This is a genomic window from Hydrogenophaga sp. FG152 (genome assembly GCF_057809615.1).
In genome coordinates this window covers 26,625-46,066 of record NZ_JBMDKH010000010.1, presented here as the reverse complement: position 1 = coordinate 46,066, position 19,442 = coordinate 26,625, and the positions used below count along the sequence as shown (strand labels likewise).

At 69.5% G+C, this 19,442-nt stretch carries 19 protein-coding genes; 11 read left to right on the top strand and 8 right to left on the bottom strand.

Annotated elements, in window-relative coordinates; all coding sequences use genetic code 11:
- Positions 1–23 precede the first annotated feature (23 nt).
- From ACODTB_RS13535 to ACODTB_RS13500, 8 genes are all read left to right on the top strand, one after another.
- Positions 24–749: a response regulator gene (locus ACODTB_RS13535; protein WP_488929397.1), complete on the top strand. Its 726-nt coding sequence runs from the start codon at positions 24–26 to the stop codon at positions 747–749.
- A complete protein-coding gene (locus ACODTB_RS13530) occupies positions 746–2,092 on the top strand; it encodes a sensor histidine kinase (RefSeq protein ID WP_291121728.1) in 1,347 nt (448 codons plus the stop codon). The genes ACODTB_RS13535 and ACODTB_RS13530 overlap by 4 nt, the downstream gene beginning before the upstream one ends.
- A 65-nt stretch (positions 2,093–2,157) precedes the next feature.
- Positions 2,158–3,912 (top strand): phosphoethanolamine transferase, encoded by a 1,755-nt coding sequence (locus ACODTB_RS13525; RefSeq protein ID WP_291121727.1) that lies wholly within the window; start codon positions 2,158–2,160, stop codon positions 3,910–3,912.
- Between the two features lie 71 nt (positions 3,913–3,983).
- The gene (locus ACODTB_RS13520) at positions 3,984–5,180 is read left to right on the top strand and encodes a phosphoglycerate kinase (RefSeq protein ID WP_488929396.1); all 1,197 of its coding nucleotides are present in this window, start codon (positions 3,984–3,986) and stop codon (positions 5,178–5,180) included.
- A 120-nt stretch (positions 5,181–5,300) separates the two neighbouring features.
- The gene (locus ACODTB_RS13515) at positions 5,301–6,635 is read left to right on the top strand and encodes an ABC transporter substrate-binding protein (protein WP_291111837.1); all 1,335 of its coding nucleotides are present in this window, start codon (positions 5,301–5,303) and stop codon (positions 6,633–6,635) included.
- A 74-nt stretch (positions 6,636–6,709) separates the two neighbouring features.
- Positions 6,710–8,440, top strand: coding sequence for an ABC transporter permease (locus ACODTB_RS13510; RefSeq protein ID WP_291111835.1), 1,731 nt, complete (start codon positions 6,710–6,712; stop codon positions 8,438–8,440).
- Positions 8,441–8,471: 31 nt separating this feature from the next.
- Positions 8,472–9,557 (top strand): ABC transporter ATP-binding protein, encoded by a 1,086-nt coding sequence (locus ACODTB_RS13505; RefSeq protein WP_291111850.1) that lies wholly within the window; start codon positions 8,472–8,474, stop codon positions 9,555–9,557.
- A gap of 12 nt (positions 9,558–9,569) precedes the next feature.
- On the top strand, positions 9,570–10,466 hold the full coding sequence (locus tag ACODTB_RS13500; RefSeq protein ID WP_291111833.1) for a LysR family transcriptional regulator: 897 nt from the start codon (positions 9,570–9,572) through the stop codon (positions 10,464–10,466).
- A gap of 6 nt (positions 10,467–10,472) precedes the next feature.
- Here ACODTB_RS13500 and ACODTB_RS13495 read toward each other — a convergent pair whose 3' ends face one another.
- From ACODTB_RS13495 to ACODTB_RS13480, 4 genes are all read right to left on the bottom strand, one after another.
- The gene (locus ACODTB_RS13495) at positions 10,473–10,874 is read right to left on the bottom strand and encodes a YbaN family protein (RefSeq protein ID WP_291111831.1); all 402 of its coding nucleotides are present in this window, start codon (positions 10,872–10,874) and stop codon (positions 10,473–10,475) included.
- 119 nt (positions 10,875–10,993) lie between these two features.
- Complete coding sequence (locus tag ACODTB_RS13490) at positions 10,994–11,695, bottom strand: fumarylacetoacetate hydrolase family protein (RefSeq protein WP_488929395.1); 702 nt, start codon at positions 11,693–11,695, stop codon at positions 10,994–10,996.
- Positions 11,696–11,711: 16 nt separating this feature from the next.
- Positions 11,712–12,770: a cupin domain-containing protein gene (locus ACODTB_RS13485; RefSeq protein ID WP_291113612.1), complete on the bottom strand. Its 1,059-nt coding sequence runs from the start codon at positions 12,768–12,770 to the stop codon at positions 11,712–11,714.
- 14 nt (positions 12,771–12,784) lie between these two features.
- Positions 12,785–13,987 carry a 3-hydroxybenzoate 6-monooxygenase gene (locus tag ACODTB_RS13480; RefSeq protein ID WP_291113616.1) on the bottom strand — a complete coding sequence of 401 codons (1,203 nt, stop codon included), beginning with the start codon at positions 13,985–13,987 and terminating at the stop codon, positions 12,785–12,787.
- Positions 13,988–14,112: 125 nt separating this feature from the next.
- Between ACODTB_RS13480 and ACODTB_RS13475 the strand changes: the two genes are divergently transcribed.
- Complete coding sequence (locus tag ACODTB_RS13475) at positions 14,113–14,589, top strand: MarR family winged helix-turn-helix transcriptional regulator (protein ID WP_291113619.1); 477 nt, start codon at positions 14,113–14,115, stop codon at positions 14,587–14,589.
- Positions 14,590–14,607: 18 nt separating this feature from the next.
- On the opposite strand, the gene ACODTB_RS13470 is transcribed toward ACODTB_RS13475, so the two are convergent.
- Positions 14,608–15,492: an alpha/beta hydrolase gene (locus tag ACODTB_RS13470; RefSeq protein WP_291113622.1), complete on the bottom strand. Its 885-nt coding sequence runs from the start codon at positions 15,490–15,492 to the stop codon at positions 14,608–14,610.
- Positions 15,493–15,548: 56 nt separating this feature from the next.
- Positions 15,549–16,151 carry a TetR/AcrR family transcriptional regulator gene (locus ACODTB_RS13465; protein WP_291113625.1) on the bottom strand — a complete coding sequence of 201 codons (603 nt, stop codon included), beginning with the start codon at positions 16,149–16,151 and terminating at the stop codon, positions 15,549–15,551.
- A gap of 108 nt (positions 16,152–16,259) precedes the next feature.
- On the opposite strand from ACODTB_RS13465, the gene ACODTB_RS13460 reads away from it, so the two are divergent.
- Positions 16,260–16,757 carry a hypothetical protein gene (locus tag ACODTB_RS13460; protein ID WP_291113628.1) on the top strand — a complete coding sequence of 166 codons (498 nt, stop codon included), beginning with the start codon at positions 16,260–16,262 and terminating at the stop codon, positions 16,755–16,757.
- A complete protein-coding gene (locus ACODTB_RS13455; protein WP_291113631.1) occupies positions 16,754–18,121 on the top strand; it encodes a GAF domain-containing protein in 1,368 nt (455 codons plus the stop codon). The genes ACODTB_RS13460 and ACODTB_RS13455 overlap by 4 nt, the downstream gene beginning before the upstream one ends.
- On the opposite strand, the gene ACODTB_RS13450 is transcribed toward ACODTB_RS13455, so the two are convergent.
- Positions 18,118–18,861, bottom strand: coding sequence for a hemerythrin domain-containing protein (locus ACODTB_RS13450; protein WP_291113634.1), 744 nt, complete (start codon positions 18,859–18,861; stop codon positions 18,118–18,120). The two genes, ACODTB_RS13455 and ACODTB_RS13450, sit on opposite strands and share 4 nt — an antisense overlap.
- A gap of 171 nt (positions 18,862–19,032) precedes the next feature.
- Complete coding sequence (gene arfB / locus ACODTB_RS13445; protein ID WP_291113637.1) at positions 19,033–19,437, bottom strand: alternative ribosome rescue aminoacyl-tRNA hydrolase ArfB; 405 nt, start codon at positions 19,435–19,437, stop codon at positions 19,033–19,035.
- Positions 19,438–19,442: the final 5 nt, after the last annotated feature.

Sequence of the window (19,442 nt, the reverse complement as noted above, 5' to 3'; positions counted from 1 at the left end):
GACCCCGCGTCCCCTTCAAACACATGCGCGCTCTCGTGGTGGAAGACGACCCCGGCATTGCCAGCGGCCTGCAGGCTTCGCTGCGCCAGGCGGGCTATGCGGTGGACACCTGCCCCTCGCTCGAAGCGGCCTGGCTGGCCCTCGCCGTGGAGCCCTTCGACGTCATGCTGCTCGACCTCGGCCTGCCCGACGGCGAAGGCCTGGACCTGCTGGCCCGGCTGCGCCGCCGGCCCGCGCCCGCGCCGGGGCGGGACGACCTGCCACGCCACGACATGCCGGTGCTGATCATGACCGCGCGCGACGGCGTGAGCGACCGCATCAGCGGCCTGGACAGCGGCGCCGACGACTACATCGTCAAACCCTTCGACGCGAACGAACTGCTCGCCCGGCTGCGCGCCATGCTGCGGCGCGCCGGCGGGCGCAGCAACCCGGTGATCGAACACGGCGAGCTGGTGATCGATCCGGCGGCCCACACCGTGCGGCGCGCGGGCGAGCCGGTGGCGCTGGGCGGCAAGGAGTTCGCGCTGCTGCTCACGCTGCTGCAGGCGCGGCCGCAGGTGCTGTCCAAGGCGCGGCTGGAATCGGCGCTGTACGGCTTTGACGAAGGCCTGGAGAGCAACGCGATCGAGGTGCATATCCACCACCTGCGCCGCAAGCTCGGCGAGTCCCTGATCAAGACGGTGCGCGGCGTGGGCTACTTCGTGCCCTTGGACGCGCCCGGGCCGCCCGCGAAAGCGGCGCGGCGATGAACAACGCCGTGGCCGCGCGTGCGAAGACCCTGCGCCATTACCTGCTGGCGTGGGCGCTCGGGGTGCTGGTGGTGGTGTGGCTCGCGCTGCTGGCTTTCGCCTGGTCCACCACCTTCCGGGAAACCCGCCAGTTTTCCGACGGGCAGATGACCGCCGTGGCCAAGCTCTGGCTGAGCGCGGCACCCTACCGGCTCGAACCCCATGCACCGGTCGATGTGCCGGACCTGCAGCACGAATATCTGCAGGACGTGGCGCTGGTGGCCTGGGACGACGGGCGCCTGGTCGCAGACACGCATGGCATGGTGCGTGGCCTGGCGCTGGCGGCATTGCCGGCGCAGGGTTTCGCCACCGTGCGGGTGAACGTCCCCGGTGTGGTGCCCGAATGGCGCGCCTACTCGGCCCAGGTCACGCAGGAAGGGCGGCTGCGGCGCGTGATCGTCCTCATGGACCTGAAGCAACGCTACGAACTGGGCAAGGACATCGCGGAGCACGTGGCCCTGCCCGCTTTGCTGGTGCTGCCCCTGGTGAGCCTGCTGCTGTGGTGGGCGATCCGCCGCGGCCTGCGCCCGCTCGACCAGCTCTCGAGCGAGGTGGCCGCGCTCGACGGCTTCGCGGGCCAGCGCCTGGGCACGCAGCACCGCCATCGCGAGTTCGCGAGCACGGTGGCCGCGATCAATGCGCTGGTCGACACCTTGCAGACGCGCGCCCAGCGCGAGCGCGAGTTCGCGTCCGACGTGGCGCACGAACTGCGCACGCCGCTGGCCGCGCTAGCCTTGCAGGCCGGCGCGGCACAGCACGACCCGTCCCCCGAGCGGTTGGCGCAGCTGGAGCAGGAGGCCTTGCGCGCGGGCCGCATTCTTTCGCAGCTGCTGGAACTGGCGCGCGCCCAGCGCAGCGCCATCGCGGGCGCGGGGCCCCTGGTCGCGGGGCAGGTGGCGCTGGGCGAACTCGCGGCTCGGCTGATCGCGGCCCATGCGCCCGCGGCCTACGAGAGCGGCCACGAGCTTTCCCTGTCGCAGCCCGACGAGCCGGTGGTGGTGCAGGCCCAGCCCATGCTGCTGGAACTCGCGCTGCGCAACCTGATCGAGAACGCGCTGCGCCACACGCCCAGCGGCTCGCAGGTGGCGGTGGCGGTGTGGCGGACCGGCGCGGACCTGGGCGTTTCGGTGAGCGACGACGGCCAGCGCGCCGACGCGGCCCCCCTGGCCGCCGAGCGCGGTGGCCTGGGGCTGGGCCTGCGCCTGGTGGAGCGCATCGCCGAGCAGATGGGCGCTCGGCTGGAGCGCGACCGGGGCGAAGCGCCCATGACGACGCGCTTCACGCTGCGCTGGCCGCGCGCATAAGGTTGATTTAACGTCGGCTGCGCACAGTGCCGGGGCCGGCATGTGCTGGCATTCGGATGCCGGCCATGCAGCTCTCGTTGCCCTTTGCGTTTCCCCGCTTTTCCCCGACCCTCCATCTCTCCCCGCCCGGCGCGCGCACACGCCCCAGGGTGGCGGTGTGGGGCCTGGCCCTGTGGCTGGCCAGCGTGGGCAACCTGCCGCTGTGGCAGCGCATCGATGGGCTGGGCGGCACACCCACCCAGCGCCTGGCGCTGATCGTTGGGCTGGGCCTGCTGCTGGTGGGGGCCCTGGCGGCGCTGCTCTCGCTGCTGGCCTGGCCGCGCGTGTTCCGGCCCGCCGCCAGCGCGCTGTTGCTGGTGGCCGCGTTCAACTCCCACTTCATGTGGCAGTACGGGGTGGTGATCGACCCCACCATGCTCGCCAATGTGGTGCACACCGACGTGCGCGAGGTGCGCGACCTGCTCTCGTGGGCCCTGCCGGGCACGGTGCTGCTGGTGGCGGGGCTCCCCCTGTGGGCGCTCTGGCGCCGGCCGCTGGCCCTGCGCAGCCTGGGGCCGCAAGCCGTGCGCAACCTCACGGGGGCCCTGGCCGCGCTCGCCTTGCTGGTGGCGGCCGCGCTGATGAGCTACCAGGGCCTGGCCTCGCTCATGCGCAACCACAAGGACCTGCGCTACATGGCCAACCCCCTCAACACCGTGTACGCCGGCGCCCGCCTGGTGGTGGACCAGCTGCCGCGCCAGGTGCGCCCACTGCAGCCGGTGGGCCAGGACGCGGCCCTGGGCGCGAGCTACGCGCACCAGCCGCGGCCACCGTTGCTGGTGCTGGTGATCGGCGAGACCGCGCGCGCGCAGAACTTCGGGCTCAACGGCTACGCGCGCAACACCACGCCCACGCTCGCGCGCTGGCAGGCGCAGGGTGATCTGGTGAACTTCGCCCAGGTGGGTTCCTGCGGCACCAACACCCAGGTCTCCCTGCCCTGCATCTTCTCGCCGCTCACGCGCGCGCAGGGCGGCGACAAGACCCCCGAACACGAGAACCTGCTCGATGTGCTGCAGCGCGCCGGCCTGGCCGTGCTGTGGATCGACAACCAGGCCGGCTGCAAGGGCGTGTGCGACCGCGTGCCGAACGCCTACGCAGGCGACCACGCCGTGCCCGGCCTCTGCAATGGCAGCGAGTGCTACGACGAGGCCATGCTCGATGGCCTGGATCAGCGCCTCGCCGCGTTGGACCCGCGGCGCCGCGCGCGCGGCGTGGTGCTGGTGATGCACCAGATGGGCAGCCACGGGCCGGCCTATGCCCACCGCGCGCCCGAAGACCGCAAGCCGTTCCAGCCGGAATGCCGCAGCATCACCCTGTCTGAATGCCCGCACGAACAGCTGGTCAACGCCTACGACAACTCCATCGCCTACACCGACCATTTCCTGGGCCAGACCCTGCAATGGCTGAAGGCGCGCGCCGATCGCGGCAGCGAGGACACCGGCCTGATCTACGTGTCCGACCACGGCGAGTCGCTGGGCGAGAACGGGCTCTACCTGCATGGTGTGCCCTACGCCCTGGCGCCGGCGCAGCAGACCCAGGTGCCCATGGTGAGCTGGTTCTCGCCCGGCCTGCAGCGCCGCACCGGCCTGTCGATGGGCTGCCTGCGCGGGCATGCGGCGGCGCCGATCACGCACGACCATGTCTTCCATTCCGTGCTGGGGTTGATGGACGTGCAGACGCGCGCCTACCAGCCCGCGCTGGACGCGCTGATGCCCTGCAGCGCGGCGTCGCAGGCCCGCTCGCCCGGCGAGCCACCGGCCGCTCTCCTGCACACGGGTTGAGCGGCCGACGGGCATGGGGGGCCGCGTTTCCTACAATGCGGGCTTCTTTCTGACGATCCACCCCGCCCACCATGTCCTTCATCCGTTTCTCCGACCTCTGCTCCAGCGGCCAAGCCAAGGGCCAGCGCGTGTTCATTCGCGCCGACCTCAACGTGCCGCAGGACGACGCGGGCCGCATCACCGAAGACACCCGCATCCGGGCCAGCCTGCCGGCCATCCAGATGGCGCTGCAGGCGGGCGCGGCCGTGATGGTCACCAGCCACCTGGGCCGCCCCACCGAAGGCGCCTTCAAGCCCGAAGACTCGCTCGCGCCCGTGGCCGCGCGCCTGGGCGAGCTGCTGGACCGCCCGGTGCGCCTGGTGGCCAACTGGATCGACGGCGACTTCTCCGTCGCCCCCGGCGAAGTCGTGCTGCTGGAGAACTGCCGCCTCAACGTGGGCGAGAAGAAGAACAGCCCCGAATTGGCGAAGAAGCTGGGCGCGCTGTGCGACATCTTCGTGCACGACGCCTTCGGCACCGCGCACCGGGCCGAAGGCACCACCTACGGCATCGCCGAGACCGCGCCCATCGCCTCGGCCGGCCCGCTGCTGGCCGCCGAGATGGACGCGATTGCCAAGGCCCTGGCCGCCCCGAAACGGCCCTTGGTCGCGATCGTCGCCGGCAGCAAGGTCAGCACCAAGCTGACCATCCTCAAGAGCCTGGCGAACAACGTGGACAACCTGATCGTGGGCGGTGGCATCGCCAACACCTTCATGCTGGCCGCGGGCCTGAAGATCGGCAAGAGCCTGGCCGAGGCCGACCTGGTGAACGAGGCCAAGGCGGTGATCGAGGCCATGAAGGCGCGCGGCGCCGAGGTGCCGATCCCCACCGACGTGGTGACGGCCAAGGCCTTCGCGGCGGATGCGCCGGCCACGGTGAAGAAGGCCACGGACGTCGCGGACGACGACCTGATCCTGGACATCGGCCCCGAGACGGCGGCGAAGCTGGCCGCGCAGCTGATGCAGGCCGGCACCATCGTGTGGAACGGCCCGGTGGGTGTGTTCGAGTTCGCGGCCTTCGAGGGCGGCACCAAGGCCATCGCCGACGCCATTGCGAAGAGCAGCGCGTTCAGCATCGCCGGTGGTGGCGACACGCTGGCGGCGATCGCCAAGTACGGCATCGAGAAGGACGTGGGCTACATCTCCACCGGCGGTGGCGCCTTCCTCGAAGTGCTCGAAGGCAAGACCTTGCCGGCCTTCGAAGTCCTCGAACGCCGCGCTCGGGGCTGAAGCGTCGGGGTTTACCCGACTCACGCCGCGGTTTATGCGGCCTATCAGAAACCATGATTGGTCGCGCGCGCTTTCTGTTGCTAAATTGGTCCCGTCGCAAACACAACGATGGAGACAGGCATGGCACGACAGACAGCAGCACTGAAGGTGGTGGTTCTTTCCTTGGTGACGGCATGGTCCACGGCGCAGGCCGGCACGGTCTCCGTGCTCACCTCGTTCCCCAAGGAACTGACGGAGGCCTACAAGAAGGCCTTTGAAGCCGCCAACCCCGGCATCAAGATCGAGATCCTCAACAAGAACACCACGGCCAGCATCGCCTACATCAAGGAGTTGGCGGTGGGCCAGCGGCCCGACGTGATGTGGGCCTCGGCACCCGATGCCTTCGAGGTGCTGGCGCGCGACAAGCTGCTGCAGGCCGCGCCCGAGGTCAAGAACGCCCAGGTGCCGGCCAAGGTCGGCAACTACCCCATCAACGACCCGAACGGCCTGTACTACGGCCAGGCGCTGGCCGGCTACGGCCTGATGTGGAACACGCGCTACATGCAGGCCAACAAGGTGCCCGCGCCTCGCGAGTGGGCCGACCTGACCAAGCCCGCCTACTTCGGTCACGTCTCCATCTCCTCGCCCTCGCGCTCGGGCACCACCCACCTCACGGTCGAGACCATCCTGCAAGGCGAGGGCTGGGAGAAGGGCTGGACGCAGATGCTGCAGATCGCGGGCAACTGCGCGGCCGTGACCGACCGCAGCTTCGCGGTGCCCGATGGCGTGAACAACGGCCAGTACGGCGTCGGCATGGTGATCGACTTCTTCGGCCTGGCGGGCAAGTACTCGGGCTACCCGGTGGAGTTCCACTACCCCTCGGTGACGGCGGTGGTGCCGGCCAACATCGCACTCATCAGCGGCGGCAAGAACGCCGACGAGGCCAAGAAGTTCATTGCCTACACGCTCTCGCGCGAAGGCCAGGAATTGCTGTTCGACCCGAAGATCAGTCGCCTGCCGGTGCTGCCCAACGCCTCGTTCGGCAACAAGGCGCCGGCCGGTTATCCCGACGCGCAGGAAATCGCCAAGCGCGCCAAGGTGCAGTTCAATACCGACCTCTCCAGCAACCGCTACCAGGTGGTGGTGAGCCTGTTCGATCAGATGGTGACCTTCCGCCTCAAGGAGTTGCAGGCCGCTACGCGCGCCATCCACGAGGCCGACCGCAAGCTGCAGGCCAAACCCAACGCGCACGGCGGCGAGCTGCTGCGCCAGGCCCGCAGCTTTGCCTATTCGTCGCTGGTGCCCGAGAGCATGGTGAAGGACGAAAAATTCCTCAACCTGTTCCGCCAGAACAAGCGCGACGTGGAAGTGGCCAAGCAGCTCACCGGGCTCGAAGAGCTGTGGAGCTCGAAGGCCAAGGCCAACTACGAGCGCGCGCGCGACCTGGCCAACCAGGCCGCCGCGCTGGCCAAGTGAGCGCCTGAACGCCCCGTGATGCCCGCGCGCCGGCCTGCCGCGCGCGGGTCCCTCCCTTCTCGGAAAGATTGCCCATGTCCGCTGTCCTGACAGGTTCCGCCGCGCCCGCGCCGCGCCGGCTGCGCCCACCCATCGTGTGGGGCCACTGGCTGCTCGCCGGCCTGGTGTTGGCCTTCCTGTTCCTGTTTCTGCTGCTGCCGATCGCGGAGGTGATCTACACCGCCTTCGTGACGGAAACCGGCGCGCCCACGCTGGGGCATTTCAGCAACTTCTTCGGCCAGAGCCTGCTGCGCGAATCGCTGATCAACAGCCTGGTGGTGGCGCTGGCCTCGGTGTTCTTCGCCTCGGTGATCGCGATCCCGCTGGCCTACCTCACGGTGCGCTTCGAATTCCGCGGCGCGCTGCTGATCCAGACGCTGGGCGTGCTGCCGCTGATCATGCCGCCCTTCGTGGGCGCGGTCGCGCTGCAGCTCATCTTCGGGCGCAGCGGCTCGGTCAACCTGCTGCTCAACGACGCGTTCGGCTTCACCGTGCCCATCATGGACGGGCTGGTCGGCGTCACCTTCGTCGAAAGCATCCACTACTTCCCCTTCATCCTGCTCAACCTCGTGGCCGCGATGCGCAACATCGACGGCGCCATGGAAGAGTCGGCGCAGAACCTGGGCGCCAAGGGCTGGCGCCTGTTCTGGCGCATCATCTTCCCGCTCTCGCTGCCGGGTTACCTGGCCGGCGCGGCGCTGGTGTTCGTGAAGGTGTTCGACGACCTGGGCACGCCGCTGGTGATGGGCGTGACCAACATGCTCGCGCCCCAGGCCTATCTGCGCATCACCTCGGTGGGCATCGAGGACCCGCTGGGCTACGTCATCAGCGTGATCATGATCGTGCTGTCGATCCTGGCGCTGTGGATGGCCTCGCGCGTCATGAAGGGCAAGGACTACTCCACGCTGCAGAAGGGGGGCAACTCGCTGCAGCGCCGCCCGCTGCGCGGCTGGGCCTCGGTGCTGGCCTACGCCTGGGTGGGCTTCGTGCTGCTGGTCACGCTCGCGCCGCACATCGGCATCCTGCTGATGTCCTTCTCCAAGGTCTGGAGCTTCTCGGTGCTGCCCGACAGCTACACGCTGGAGCACTACGCCACCATCTTCACCGACTCCAAGCTGATGGTGGTCAACACCCTCAAGTACTGCCTGATGGCCGCGAGCCTGGACGTGGTGCTGGGCACGCTCATCGCCTACCTGATCTTCCGCACCGAGCTGCCCGCGCGCCGCTGGCTCGACTACATCGCCTCGATCGCGCTGGCCATTCCCGGCCTGGTGCTGGCCATCGGCTACCTGCGCATGTTCAAGGGCGTGGACATTCCGTTCACCGACACGCCGGTGATCACCACCTGGGTGCTGATCATGATCGCCTACGCGGTGCGCCGCCTGCCTTACGCGCTGCGCTCCTGCATGGCCGCGCTGCAGCAGGTGCACATCTCGCTGGAAGAGGCCGGCCAGAGCCTGGGCGCGGGCAAGGTCAGCACGGTGCGGCGCATCATGGTGCCGCTCATGATGGGTGGCATCCTGGCCGGCTTCGTCACCAGCTTCATCACTGCTGCGGTGGAGCTCTCGGCCACCATCCTGCTCACCTCGGCGCAGAGCCAGGCGCCCATGAGCTACGGCATCTACCTCTACATGCAGAGCATCGCCGGGCGCGGACCGGGCGCCGCGCTGGGTGTGGTGGCCGTGGTGGTGGTGGCCATCGGCACCTACCTCTCGCACCGCGTGGTGGAGAAATCGCGTGCCCCCACCCGCGCCGCGCAGCCCTGAACGACAGACACATCGAAAGACAGCCATGCATCTGAACAAGGTCTCCCTCGAAGCGCGCCACATCAGCCTGAGCTACGGCAGCACCGAGGTGCTCAAGGACGTCAACATCCGCATCGAGCCGGGCGAGTTCTTCGCCCTGCTCGGGCCCTCGGGCTCCGGCAAGTCCACGCTGCTGCGGCTCATCGCCGGCTTCAACCAGCACCAGCGCGGCGAGCTGCTGATCGACGGCAAGGACATCACCGGCACGCCGCCGCACCTGCGCAACGTCGGCATGGTGTTCCAGAACTACGCGCTGTGGCCCCACATGACGGTGTGGGACAACGTGGCCTTCGGCCTGGTGGAGCGCAAGGAACCCAAGGACTCGCTGCGCCGCAAGGTGGGGGCCGCGCTCGAACTGGTGGGCCTGCACGACTACGCGCAGCGCCGGCCGAGCCAGCTCTCGGGCGGGCAGCAGCAGCGCGTGGCGCTGGCGCGAACGGTGGTGATCGAGCCCAAGCTGCTGCTGCTCGACGAACCGTTGTCCAACCTCGACAAGAACCTGCGCGTGCAGATGCGCGAAGAGCTCAAGAACCTGCAGCGCACGCTGGGCCTGACCACCATCTTCGTGACGCACGATCAGGAAGAGGCCATGACCACCGCCGACCGCATGGCCGTGCTCGACAAGGGCGTGCTGCAGCAGGTGGGCACGGCCGCGGCGCTGTTCGACTTCCCGGCCAACCGCTTCGTGGCGAGCTTCGTGGGCACGGCCAACCTCGTGCGGGGCCGGGTGACGCACGTCAACGGCGAGACCCTGCATTTCCAGGCCGACGGCCTGGGCGAGATGGTGCTGCCGCGCAACCAGGAGAGCCCGGGCACCGGGCCGGCGTCGCTGTCGTTCCGGCCGCACACCGTGCACATCCGCGTGCGCGACGAGCACGGCGACGCCTCGCGCATCTGGCTCGACGGCCGGGTGGAAAGCTCCGAGTTCCTGGGTGAGACCTCGCGTTACCGCGTGCGCGTGGGCGAGACCCTGATCGTCGCCAACCAGGCGCACTTCTCGGGCCTCTCGCTGTTCCCGCCCGGGGCCGAGGTGCGGCTGGGCATCGAGCCGTCGCAGGCGCGCTTCCTGACGCACTAAGTACCCGCCCGCATGGAGATCTACCAGCTGCGTGCCTTCGTCACGGTGGCCAAGATCGGCCAGCTCACGCGAGCGGCCGAGGCCCTGCACGTCACGCAGCCCGCCGTCACCGGGCAGATCAAGGCGCTGGAGGAAGAGCTGGGCGTCTCGCTGTTCGACCGGCGGCCCGGGCGCATCGCACTCACGCGCGCCGGTGAGCGCCTGCTGCCCGAGGCCGAGAAGGTGCTGGCCGCCGCCGGCTCGCTGATCGGCCGCGCGAAGGAGCTGCAGGGCGAGGTGGCCGGCTCGCTGGTCATCGGCACGCTGGGCGACCCGGATGCCTTGCGGCTGGCCTCCTTGCTCGGTGGCCTGGTGGCGGCGCTGCCCCTGCTGGACATCAAGACCCGCTCGGGCGACGCCGAGACGCTGCGCGAGGGCGTGGCCACGTCCACGCTGCAGGCGGCGTTCTACATCGGCCCTCACATTCCGCGCGACGTGCTCGGGCTGCCCCTGCAGACGCTGCACTACCGGGTGGTGGCGCCGATGGCCTACCGCGACCGGCTGCTGCACGCAGGCTGGCGCGAGATCGCCGACCTGCCCTGGATCGGCACGCCGCACGCCGGCCACGTGCAGACGCTGCTGCGCGACCTGTTCTCGCGCCAGGGCCTGCTGCCCAACCAGGTGGTGGAGTCCGACGATGCCTCGGCGCCTTACAGCCTGGTGCGCGCGGGCCTGGGGCTGGCGCTGCTGCGCGAGGACATGGCCGTGCCCGCCGCCGAGCGCGAGGAGCTGGTGATCTGGCCTCACACGCGCGTGGCCGCCCTCTTGAGCTTCATCTACCCCAAGACCGCCGAGCACGACCCGGCCATCGTCGCGGCGCTGTCGGTGCTGCGCCAGGTCTGGGGCCTGCCATCGCGACAGCCGGCCTGAGGCGGCTCAGGAGGTGGGGCGTTCGCGCGTGGGGATGCGCGCCACCACGATGAGCCCGACGGCGGCCGCGGCCAGCAGCGCGGCCAGCACCCAGGGCTGATGCCGAAAGCCCCAGGCGGACAGACCGACCATCACCACCATGGAGCCGATCGCCACCGTCTTGGTGCGCCGGGTCAGGCTGCGGTGCTGCTCCCAGTCGCGCACCATGGGGCCGAGAAAGTGGTGGTTGAGCAGCCAGCCGTGCAGGCGGGGCGAGGCCTTGGCATAGCAGGCGGCGGCCAGCAGCACGAAGGGTGTGGTGGGCAGGCCCGGCAGCACCACACCGATGAGGCCCAGCGCCAGCGACACCGTGCCGGCCAGCCAGAGCAGCCAGCGCACGGTGCGGGAGGACGAGGGAGAGGGGGACATGACGCCTGCATCTTAGCCAGCGCCAGGGACGGCAGCCAGAGCACCCGCGGAACCGGCTTTGCCGGGCCGCCAGGTGCGCCCCCTCAGGGGGGTGACGCCGAAGGCGGCGCGGGGGGGATTCAGGTTTTCGGGCCGACGGTCAGTTCGACCGTGCCGACACCTTCGACGCTGCCGGTGATCTTGTCACCCGGCAGCACCGCGCCCACGCCTTCGGGCGTGCCGGTGTAGATCAGGTCGCCGGGTTGCAGGTGGTAGAACAGCGAGAGGTCGGCAATGATTTCGCGGATGTTCCAGATCAGCTTGTCCACATCGGACTTCTGCTTGACCTCGCCGTTGACGGCCAGCTCGATGCCGCCGCGCTCGATCACCACGCCCGACATGGGCACGATCTCGCTGCACACGGACGAATGCTCCACGTCCTTGCCCAGGTCCCAGGGGCGGCCCTTGTCGCGCGCCACCAGTTGCAGGTCGCGCCGCGTCATGTCCAGGCCACAGGCATAGCCGTAGATGATGTCCTGCGCGTCCTCCGCCTTCACGCGGAAGCCCGCCTTGCCCACCGCCAGCACCAGCTCCATCTCGAAGTGGTAGTTGTTCGTCTCGCTCGGGTACGGCGTGGTCGTGCCCGAGAGCGCGAGCGTCTGCGGGGCTTTGGTGAAATAGAACGGGCGCTCGGCGGTCTTGTCCACCGGCTTGCCCATCTCCACCGCGTGCGCGTGGTAGTTGCGGCCGACGAAGAACAGGCGGTTGACGGGGAACTGCTCGGTCTTGCCGCGCACGGGAACGGACGCGACAGGGGGAGGGGAGAAGAGGTAGGTGGTCATGGGAGGGCAGGCCGCTTCACGGCATGTTGGGTTGGTTGTCGGGGCGCACTTCGTAGACGCCGAGCTTGCGGTGCAGCGGCGACTCGTCGGCAATGAACAGGAAAGCCGGGGCCGTGGCCGAGGCGTTGGTGAGCGTGGTGGCGGTGTAGCCGGGAATGCAGCAGGTGTCGGCCACCACCAGGTCGAAACCCTGTGCCTCGGTGGCCACGCGGGCCGCGCCTTCGATCACGTGGTAGATCACCGCGGGCGAGCGCGCAGGCAGCGTGAGCGCCTGGCCCGGGCGCAGCATCAGCGCGTGGAAGCCCAGCACGTTTTCGGCGTCCTCGCCGGACTCGGGGTTGGTGTAGGTCACCTGCACCGCATCGAGTTCGGGTTGGTCGGCGGCGATCGATTCGAGCGCCGCCTTCGCGTCGACCCACGGATAACGCAGCATGGGATAGCGCTTGCCGCTGCGGCCGAACACCGGCGTGGGCACCACGCCCGGTCGCGCGTAGGCGCGGTCGCCCCGGCCCGGCAGGGTTTCCTGGCGCCCGCCGTTGAGGTGGTAACTCACCTCCAGGTAGTACATCAGAGGCAGGTCGAGCACGTCGAGCCAGATCACGGGCTGGTCGCCGTCGTGGCCATGTTCGTGCCATCGGCCCGTGGGCGTGAGGATCAGGTCGCCGCGCGACATCGGGCACTTTTCGCCGTCCACCGTGGTCCAGGCGCCTTCGCCTTCCACGACCATGCGCACCGCGTTGGGCGTGTGGCGGTGGCTGGGCGCCCATTCGCCCGGCATCAGCAGCTGCATGCCCAGGTACATGGCCGCGCTGGCCTGCATCTTCTCCAGCGTGTGGCCCGGGTTGGCCAGCACCAGCACGCGGCGCTCGGCCTTCTCGATCGGCGTGAGTTCACCGGCCTTGAGCAGCAGGGGCTTGATCGACCGGTAGGCCCAGTGCGTGGCCTGCGTCTGGCGGGTGGGGATCTTCGGCGGCAGCACGCCGCGCAGGCTGGGCCACAGCGGCACCAGGTTGAGCGCGCGCAGCTCGGCCACGTAGTCGGCGGGCAGGTCTTCGAGTCGTCCGAGGTCGTTCATGGGGTCTCCTGGGTTCAGCGAGGGGCCAGACAGTTCTCGACGTTCCAGCCGTACAGCCATTCCATCGCATCGTAGAAGCGCTCGGGGCTGCGGCCGCGCCAGAGGTCGTTGCGCACCAGGCGCTCCACCCCGCTGGCGTGGTAGATGCGGCCCATCTCGCGCGAACTCAGCACGATGCGCGCGGTGCGCGCCACGCGCGAACGCTGGTACAGGTCGAACGCCTTCTCGAAGTCATTGTGGTTCACGCGCAGGGCCTCGCCCAGGGTCACCGCGTCCTCGATCGCCATGCAGGCGCCCTGCGCCATGTACTGCGTGGTCGGGTGAGCGGCGTCGCCCAGCAGCGTGACGCGGCCGTAGCTCCATTGGCCGATCGGCTCGCGGTCGGCCGTGGCCCAGCGCTTCCAGCTCTTGGGCAGGTCGATCAACTGGCGCGCCTTGGGGCAGATGCCCTGGAAGTAGCTCTGCACCTCTTCCTTGCTGCCTTCCTTCACGCCCCATTCTTCGGCCTCGCGGCTGTGGAAGGTCACGACCACGTTGTACTGCTCGCCGCCGCGCAGCGGGTAGTGCACCAGGTGGCAGTTCGGGCCGACCCAGATGCTGGCCGCGTTCCAGCGCAGGTCTTCGGGGAAGTCGGCCTTGTCCACCACCGCGCGGTAGACCACGTGGCCGGTCACGCGGGCCTCGTCGCCCACGAACTGCTGGCGCACCACGGACTTCACGCCGTCGGCCCCGATCAGCGCCAGGCCGCGGTGGGCCGTGCCGTGCTGGTCGTGCACCGTCACGCCAGCGGCATCCTGCTCGATGCGCTCCACACGCGTGGAGGTGAGGAACTGAATCTGGCCGCTGGCCTGCACGCCTTCCAGCAGCGAGCCGTGGGCGTCGGCGCGATGGATCACCGCATAGGGATTGCCAAAACGCTGACGGAAAGCCTCACCCGTGGGGATCTTGCCGACCTGGTACTCGTCGAGCGCGTCGTGCATCACCATGAAGTCGGTGTAGACCGCGCGACTGCGCGCCTGCTCGCCCACCCCCAGCGCGTCGAAGGCGTGGAAGGCGTTGGGGCCCAGCTGCATGCCGGCACCGATCTCGCCGATCTCGGGCGCCTGCTCCAGCACCTTGACGCGAAAGCCCTGGCGCACCAGGGCGAGCGCAGCGGCCAGACCGCCGATACCGCCACCGGCCACCAGCACGGGGAGTTCCTGGGAGGGTGAAGTCATGGTTGTCTCCTTCACATGCAAGGCATGCTAACGATAAGTGTACTTATTGTATGGGCGATGCTAGGATTCCGACAAGCCCCTCCCGTCCTCCGACTGCCCGACCCTCTTCCGCTCCCCCCTCTCTCATGAAGCGCTGCCAGCCTCCGGCCATCGACATCGACGATCAGCCCGGCCACAACATCCGGCGGCTGCACCAGATTTCGGTCGGCATCTTTCTTCGGGAGCTGGGCGAACTTGAACTCACGCCGGTGCAGTACGCGGCGCTGCAGACCGTGGCCAACCACCCCGGGATCGACCAGCGCACGCTGGCGCGCACCATCGCGCTGGACGCGTCCACCACGGGTGGTGTGGTCGACCGCATGGAGTCGCGCGGCTGGCTGGAACGGCGCACCTCACCCGAAGACCGGCGCTCGCGCCAGCTCGTGTTGACCGACGCGGGCAACGCGCTGCTGGCCGAGGCCGTGCCGGCCATGCTGCAGGTGCAGGAGCACATCCTGGCGCCGTTGTCCGAGCGCCAGCGCGGCGAGTTCATGAAGCTGCTGCGCCTGCTGGTGGACACCAACAACGCGCACAGCCGCGCACCCAGCGAAGCGATGAAGTGAGCCGCGCGGCGGGGCGGCTCAGCCCCGCAGGTGCGCCACCACGGCGCTCACCACCTGATCGTCGCGCAACAGCCGCGTGTGACCCAGGCCTTCGGTCGCCATCAGGCGCGCGCCGGCGATCGCATCGCGGTAGGCCTCGGCGTCGGCAAACCGGTTGATGCGGTCCTCCCGGTCGTGCACGATCAGCGTGGGCACGGCCACGCGCGGGCCGACCGCCGCCGGCTCGAACTGGCGCATCAGAATGCCCTCGCGCGCTTCCACCCGCTGCTGCAGGCGCTCCCGCGTGCCCTCGCTCAGGCCGAAGACCTTCGCGAACAGGCGGGTGTACGCATGGGGCGAGGCGGGGGGCGCGAGCAGCGCGAGCCGGGCCACGGGCAGGCCGCGCGCGGCCGCATAGGCCAGGGCGTTGGCCGCGAGCGAATGCGCTGCCACGGCGCGCACCTCATGACCCTGCTGCTGCAAGCGCGCGGTGAGGTACTCGATGGCGCGCGCGAACTGAGGCAGGTTGCTGGTGCGGCCCTGGCTGCGCCCGTGCGCGGGCAGGTCCACCAGCACGGGCCGCAGGCCCTGATTCATCAAGGTCTGCGCCAGGGGCAGCATCTGCGCGGCGTGGCCGCCCCAGCCATGCAGCAGGAGCACCACGGGGCCGGGCGCGCCGGGCGGCTCGTACAGCGTGATGCTGGCCTGCTCGAAGGGCCAGGGCGTGGCCCGCCAGGCGGCCAGCGCGGGCTGGCGGCGGTGCAGCCATTTGGGCGGCAGCGGCGTGCCGAACACGCGGTAGGCGCCGCGCACCGCCAGCGCCGGCCAGAGCTTTTCGGACAGGCTCAGCGCCCAGCGCAGCCAGCGCGTGCCCGGGTTGGCCTGGTAGTAGGTGGAGGCGGTTTGCAAGGGGGTGGTGTTCATGCGGTTCTCCGTTAAATCGCACAATCGTGCGAAATTGAGGTAAAAAAGAGAAGCGGTCAGTGTTCGTAGGTCTTGACCAGGCGGGCCCAGGTCGCCTGGGCGCGCTCGGCGGCGCGGGGATCGCGCAGGAAGCGCACGTCGTGAACCAGCCCGATCGCCAGGCTGCAGATCTCGCCCACCAGTTGTTCGGGGTCGGTGTCGGGCTGGAGGTGGCCGAGCTCGATCGCCTGCAGCACGGTGCGCCGCAGCGCGGCCCGCCAGCGCGTGACCTCGCCCAGCAGCAGGTCGCGCAGCTCGCCTTCGCGGTCGTCGAGTTCAAAGGCGCCGGAGGTGTAGAGGCAGCCGGTGTGCGCCTCCACATCGCGCAGGCGGATGAGCCAGCGCCGCACGATCTCACTCAGGCGCGGCAGCCCCTTGGGCGCCTGCATGGCGGGCACGAACACGTCGCCGATGAAGCGGCGGCCGAACTCCTCGATCACCGCCTTCTGCAAAGCCTCGCGCGAACCCACGCGCGAGAACACGCCGCTCTTGGAGATGCCGATGCGGTCGGCCACCGCTTGCAGGGTGATGGCCTCCAGCCCGTCGGACGCGGCCAGGTCGAGCGCCGCGCCCACGATGGCGGCGCGCGTCATTTCGCTTTTCTGGGTTCGGGCGTCCATGGCGCGACTTTAGCACGATCGTGCGAAATAACAAGACCCCGTTCCGCTTGGCGCAGCCCGCCGCCGTCGCTATGATCGCGGCGTCCTGTGCACCCTGGTTGGCCGCCCTTGGAACCCACCCACTCCCCCCTGCTGACGCTGGAACACCTGGCCATGATGGATGCCGGGGTTTCCGTCATCGTCAGCAGCTGCGGACCGGACCTCACGCCCAGCGTCATGCGGGCCGTGGGCAGCCAGGTCGGGCCGCAGGGCCGCCTCATCACGGTGTACCTGTGCCGCAGCCAGTCCGCGCAGCTGCTGCGCGACATCGCCCGCAGCGGGCGCCTCGCCGCGGTGTTCAGCCAGCCCAGCACCCACAAGACCGTGCAGCTCAAGACGCGCACCGCCCGCCTGCGCGAGGCGCGCGAGGAGGAAGCGGCGGTGCTGCAGCGTTACCTGCGCGGCATGGAGCACGAATTGGCCTTGCTCGGCTTCGGCCGTGTCTACGCGAGGGCCATGCTCACGCACCGCCTCGACGACGTGGTGGCGATCGAGTTCGAGCCCGAACAAGCCTTCGACCAGACGCCGGGCAGCAAGGCCGGCCAGCCCATCGCGGGGCGCGCATGACGGCGGTGGACCTGGCCGAGGTGCGGCCTTGTCTGGAAGGGGTGATCCCCGCCATGGTGGCGACCACGGCGGCCGACGGCACGCCCAACGTGGCCTACATCTCGCAGGTCTATTACGTGGACGAAGGCCACGTCGCGCTGTCGTTCCAGTTCTTCAACAAGACGCGCCAGAACCTGCTGGCCCACCCGCGCTCGACGCTGCTGGTGCTCAACCCGCTCAACGCGGTGTTCTACCGCCTGCACCTGCGTTACCTGCGCACCGAAGAGGAGGGCCCGGTGTTCGAGAGCATGAAGGCGCAGCTCGCCGGCATCGCTTCCCACACCGGCATGGCCGAGGTGTTCCGCCTGCGCGGCTCGGACATCCATGAGGTGATCGAGGTGGAACGTCTGCCGCAGGAGCCGCTGGCCGAACCGCTGCCGCTGCCGCCTGCCCCGCCGGCGGCGCTCGCGGTGCTGCGCCGGGCCAGTGCGCGCCTGTCGAGCGCCCGCAGCCTGGGCGCGGTGCTGGAAGCGACGCTGGACGTGCTGGAGAACGAGCTGGCCATGCCGCACGCGATGCTGCTGATCCTCGATGCGGCCTCGCAGCGCCTCTACACCGTGGCCAGCCGGGGTTACGCCACTTCTGGCGTGGGTTCGGAGATCGCCCTGGGCGACGGTGTGATTGGCGTGGCCGCGCGCGAGCGCACGCCGGTGCGCATCGGCCACATGGCCAGCGCCTACCTCTACAGCCGGGCCATGCGCGACAGCCTGGTGAGTGGCGACGGCAGTTTCCCGGCCGGCACCGACATCCCGTACCCCGGCCTGTCCGAGCCGCACAGCCAGCTGGCCGTGCCCCTGTTGTCGGCCGGCCGCGTGGCCGGCGTGCTCTTTGTTGAAAGCCCGTTGGACCTGCGGTTCAGCTACGAAGACGAGGACCTGCTGGTGGCGCTGGGTGGGCAGCTCGGCGCCGTGATCGACCTGATGCAGGCGTCTGAAACGGTCTGCACCGAAGAAGAGACCCCGAGCGCCGCCGCCACCGCGGCACCGGTGCCGGCTGGGCCCGCGCTGCGCGTGCGGCACTACCGCAGCAACGACAGCGTGTTCGTCAACAACAGCTACCTGATCAAGGGCGTGGCGGGGGCGATCCTGTGGAAACTGCTGCAGGACGGCCAGCGCCAGGGCCGCAGCGAGTTCACCAACCGCGAGCTGCGGCTCGATGCCTCGCTGCGCCTGCCCGATGTGGCCGACAACCTGGAGGCTCGCTTGCTGCTGCTGCACCGCCGGCTGGCCGAGCAGTGCCCGCAGTTGCGCATCCAGAAGACGGGGCGGGGGTGTTTCCGTTTCGAGGCGCTGCGCCCGGTCGAGCTGGAAGAGGTGGCGGCCTAGACCGTGGCCAGGCCGGGCACGGGCGGCAGGCCGAGCCCGCGCGCAAGCTTCATTGCATTGTGCGCATTGAGCATGCCGCGCGTGGCGTCGAGCATGCCCTCGAACACCGGTGCCGGTGCGCCCGCCCGCATCTCCTGCAGCACACCGAGGCGTTCGGGCGCATTCAGGTTGGGCAGCATCCAGCGCATCACGAGCATCATCTCGGCCTGCGGGATGGTCGCCACCAGGGCGTTGTGCACGTCCACCAGTTCGGCGTCGGTGTAGGCGGCCCAGAGCGCGGCGTTGTGCGCGGTCTCTTCGGTGTGCATGTGCTGCAGGTTGTCGGCCACGAACAGGGCGAGCGCGAGGTACAGCGCGTGCAGGCCGGCTTCGCGCTCGTCCGCGTCGCAGCCTGGCAGGGCCTGGGCGGCGTCGCACAGGTGCTGGATGTGGTGCAGGTGCCCATCGTGTTCCTGCGCCACGCGATCGCAGACGCCCGGGCAGCGCGCCTCCAGCGCCGGGTGCACGAAGCCGTTCTCGTGCGCCACGTGGTTGGCGCACAGCGCCATCAGCTCGACCACCTGCGCGACGGTGCGCGCCAACTCCGCGCCGTCGGTGGGATCGGTGCGGCCGACCGTGAGCAGGGTGTCGGCCATGAAGGCGCGCAAGGCCTTGTGGATGCCGGCATAGAGGTTGAAGCGGCCAAGGCCGGTGCGGGCGGTGGCGGCGACGTGCGCCATTTCGAGGGTGTGGGATTGCATGGTGTGGATTCCTTTGGCAGGCGAATGGCCCGGCCTTGTCTCGGGATGACCGCCGCACCCCATGTGCGACGAATCATGGAGAGTCAGTCTAGGAATCCGAGCCGATGCGCGCCGCTAAATAGCGCTTAAAGGAATCGTAAAAAAACCTTAAGCGCACAGAACGGGTGCCAATCAGTCGAAACCACGCACGCGTCCGCGCAATTGTTTGACTTCCGAGCGCGTGGCCTTGCCTTCGAGCCGCCGCTGTTTCGAGCCGAAGCTGGGTTTCGTGGCCTTGCGTGCCTTGGGCACCGTGGCCACGCTGTCCACCAGGGCCTGCAGCCGCTCCAGCGCCTCGGCCTTGTTCTGTTCCAGGCTGCGGCTGGTCTGGGCCTTGATGACCACCACGCCCTCGGTGGTGATGCGCTGGTCGCTCAGCGCGAGCAGGCGCTCCTTCACGGCCTCGGGCAGCGAGGACCCGTGCACCGCGAAGCGCAGGTGCACCGCGTTGGAGACCTTGTTCACGTTCTGCCCGCCGGCGCCCTGCGCGCGGATGGCGGTGAACTCGACCTCGGCGGGATCGATGGTGATGGGCATCGGCG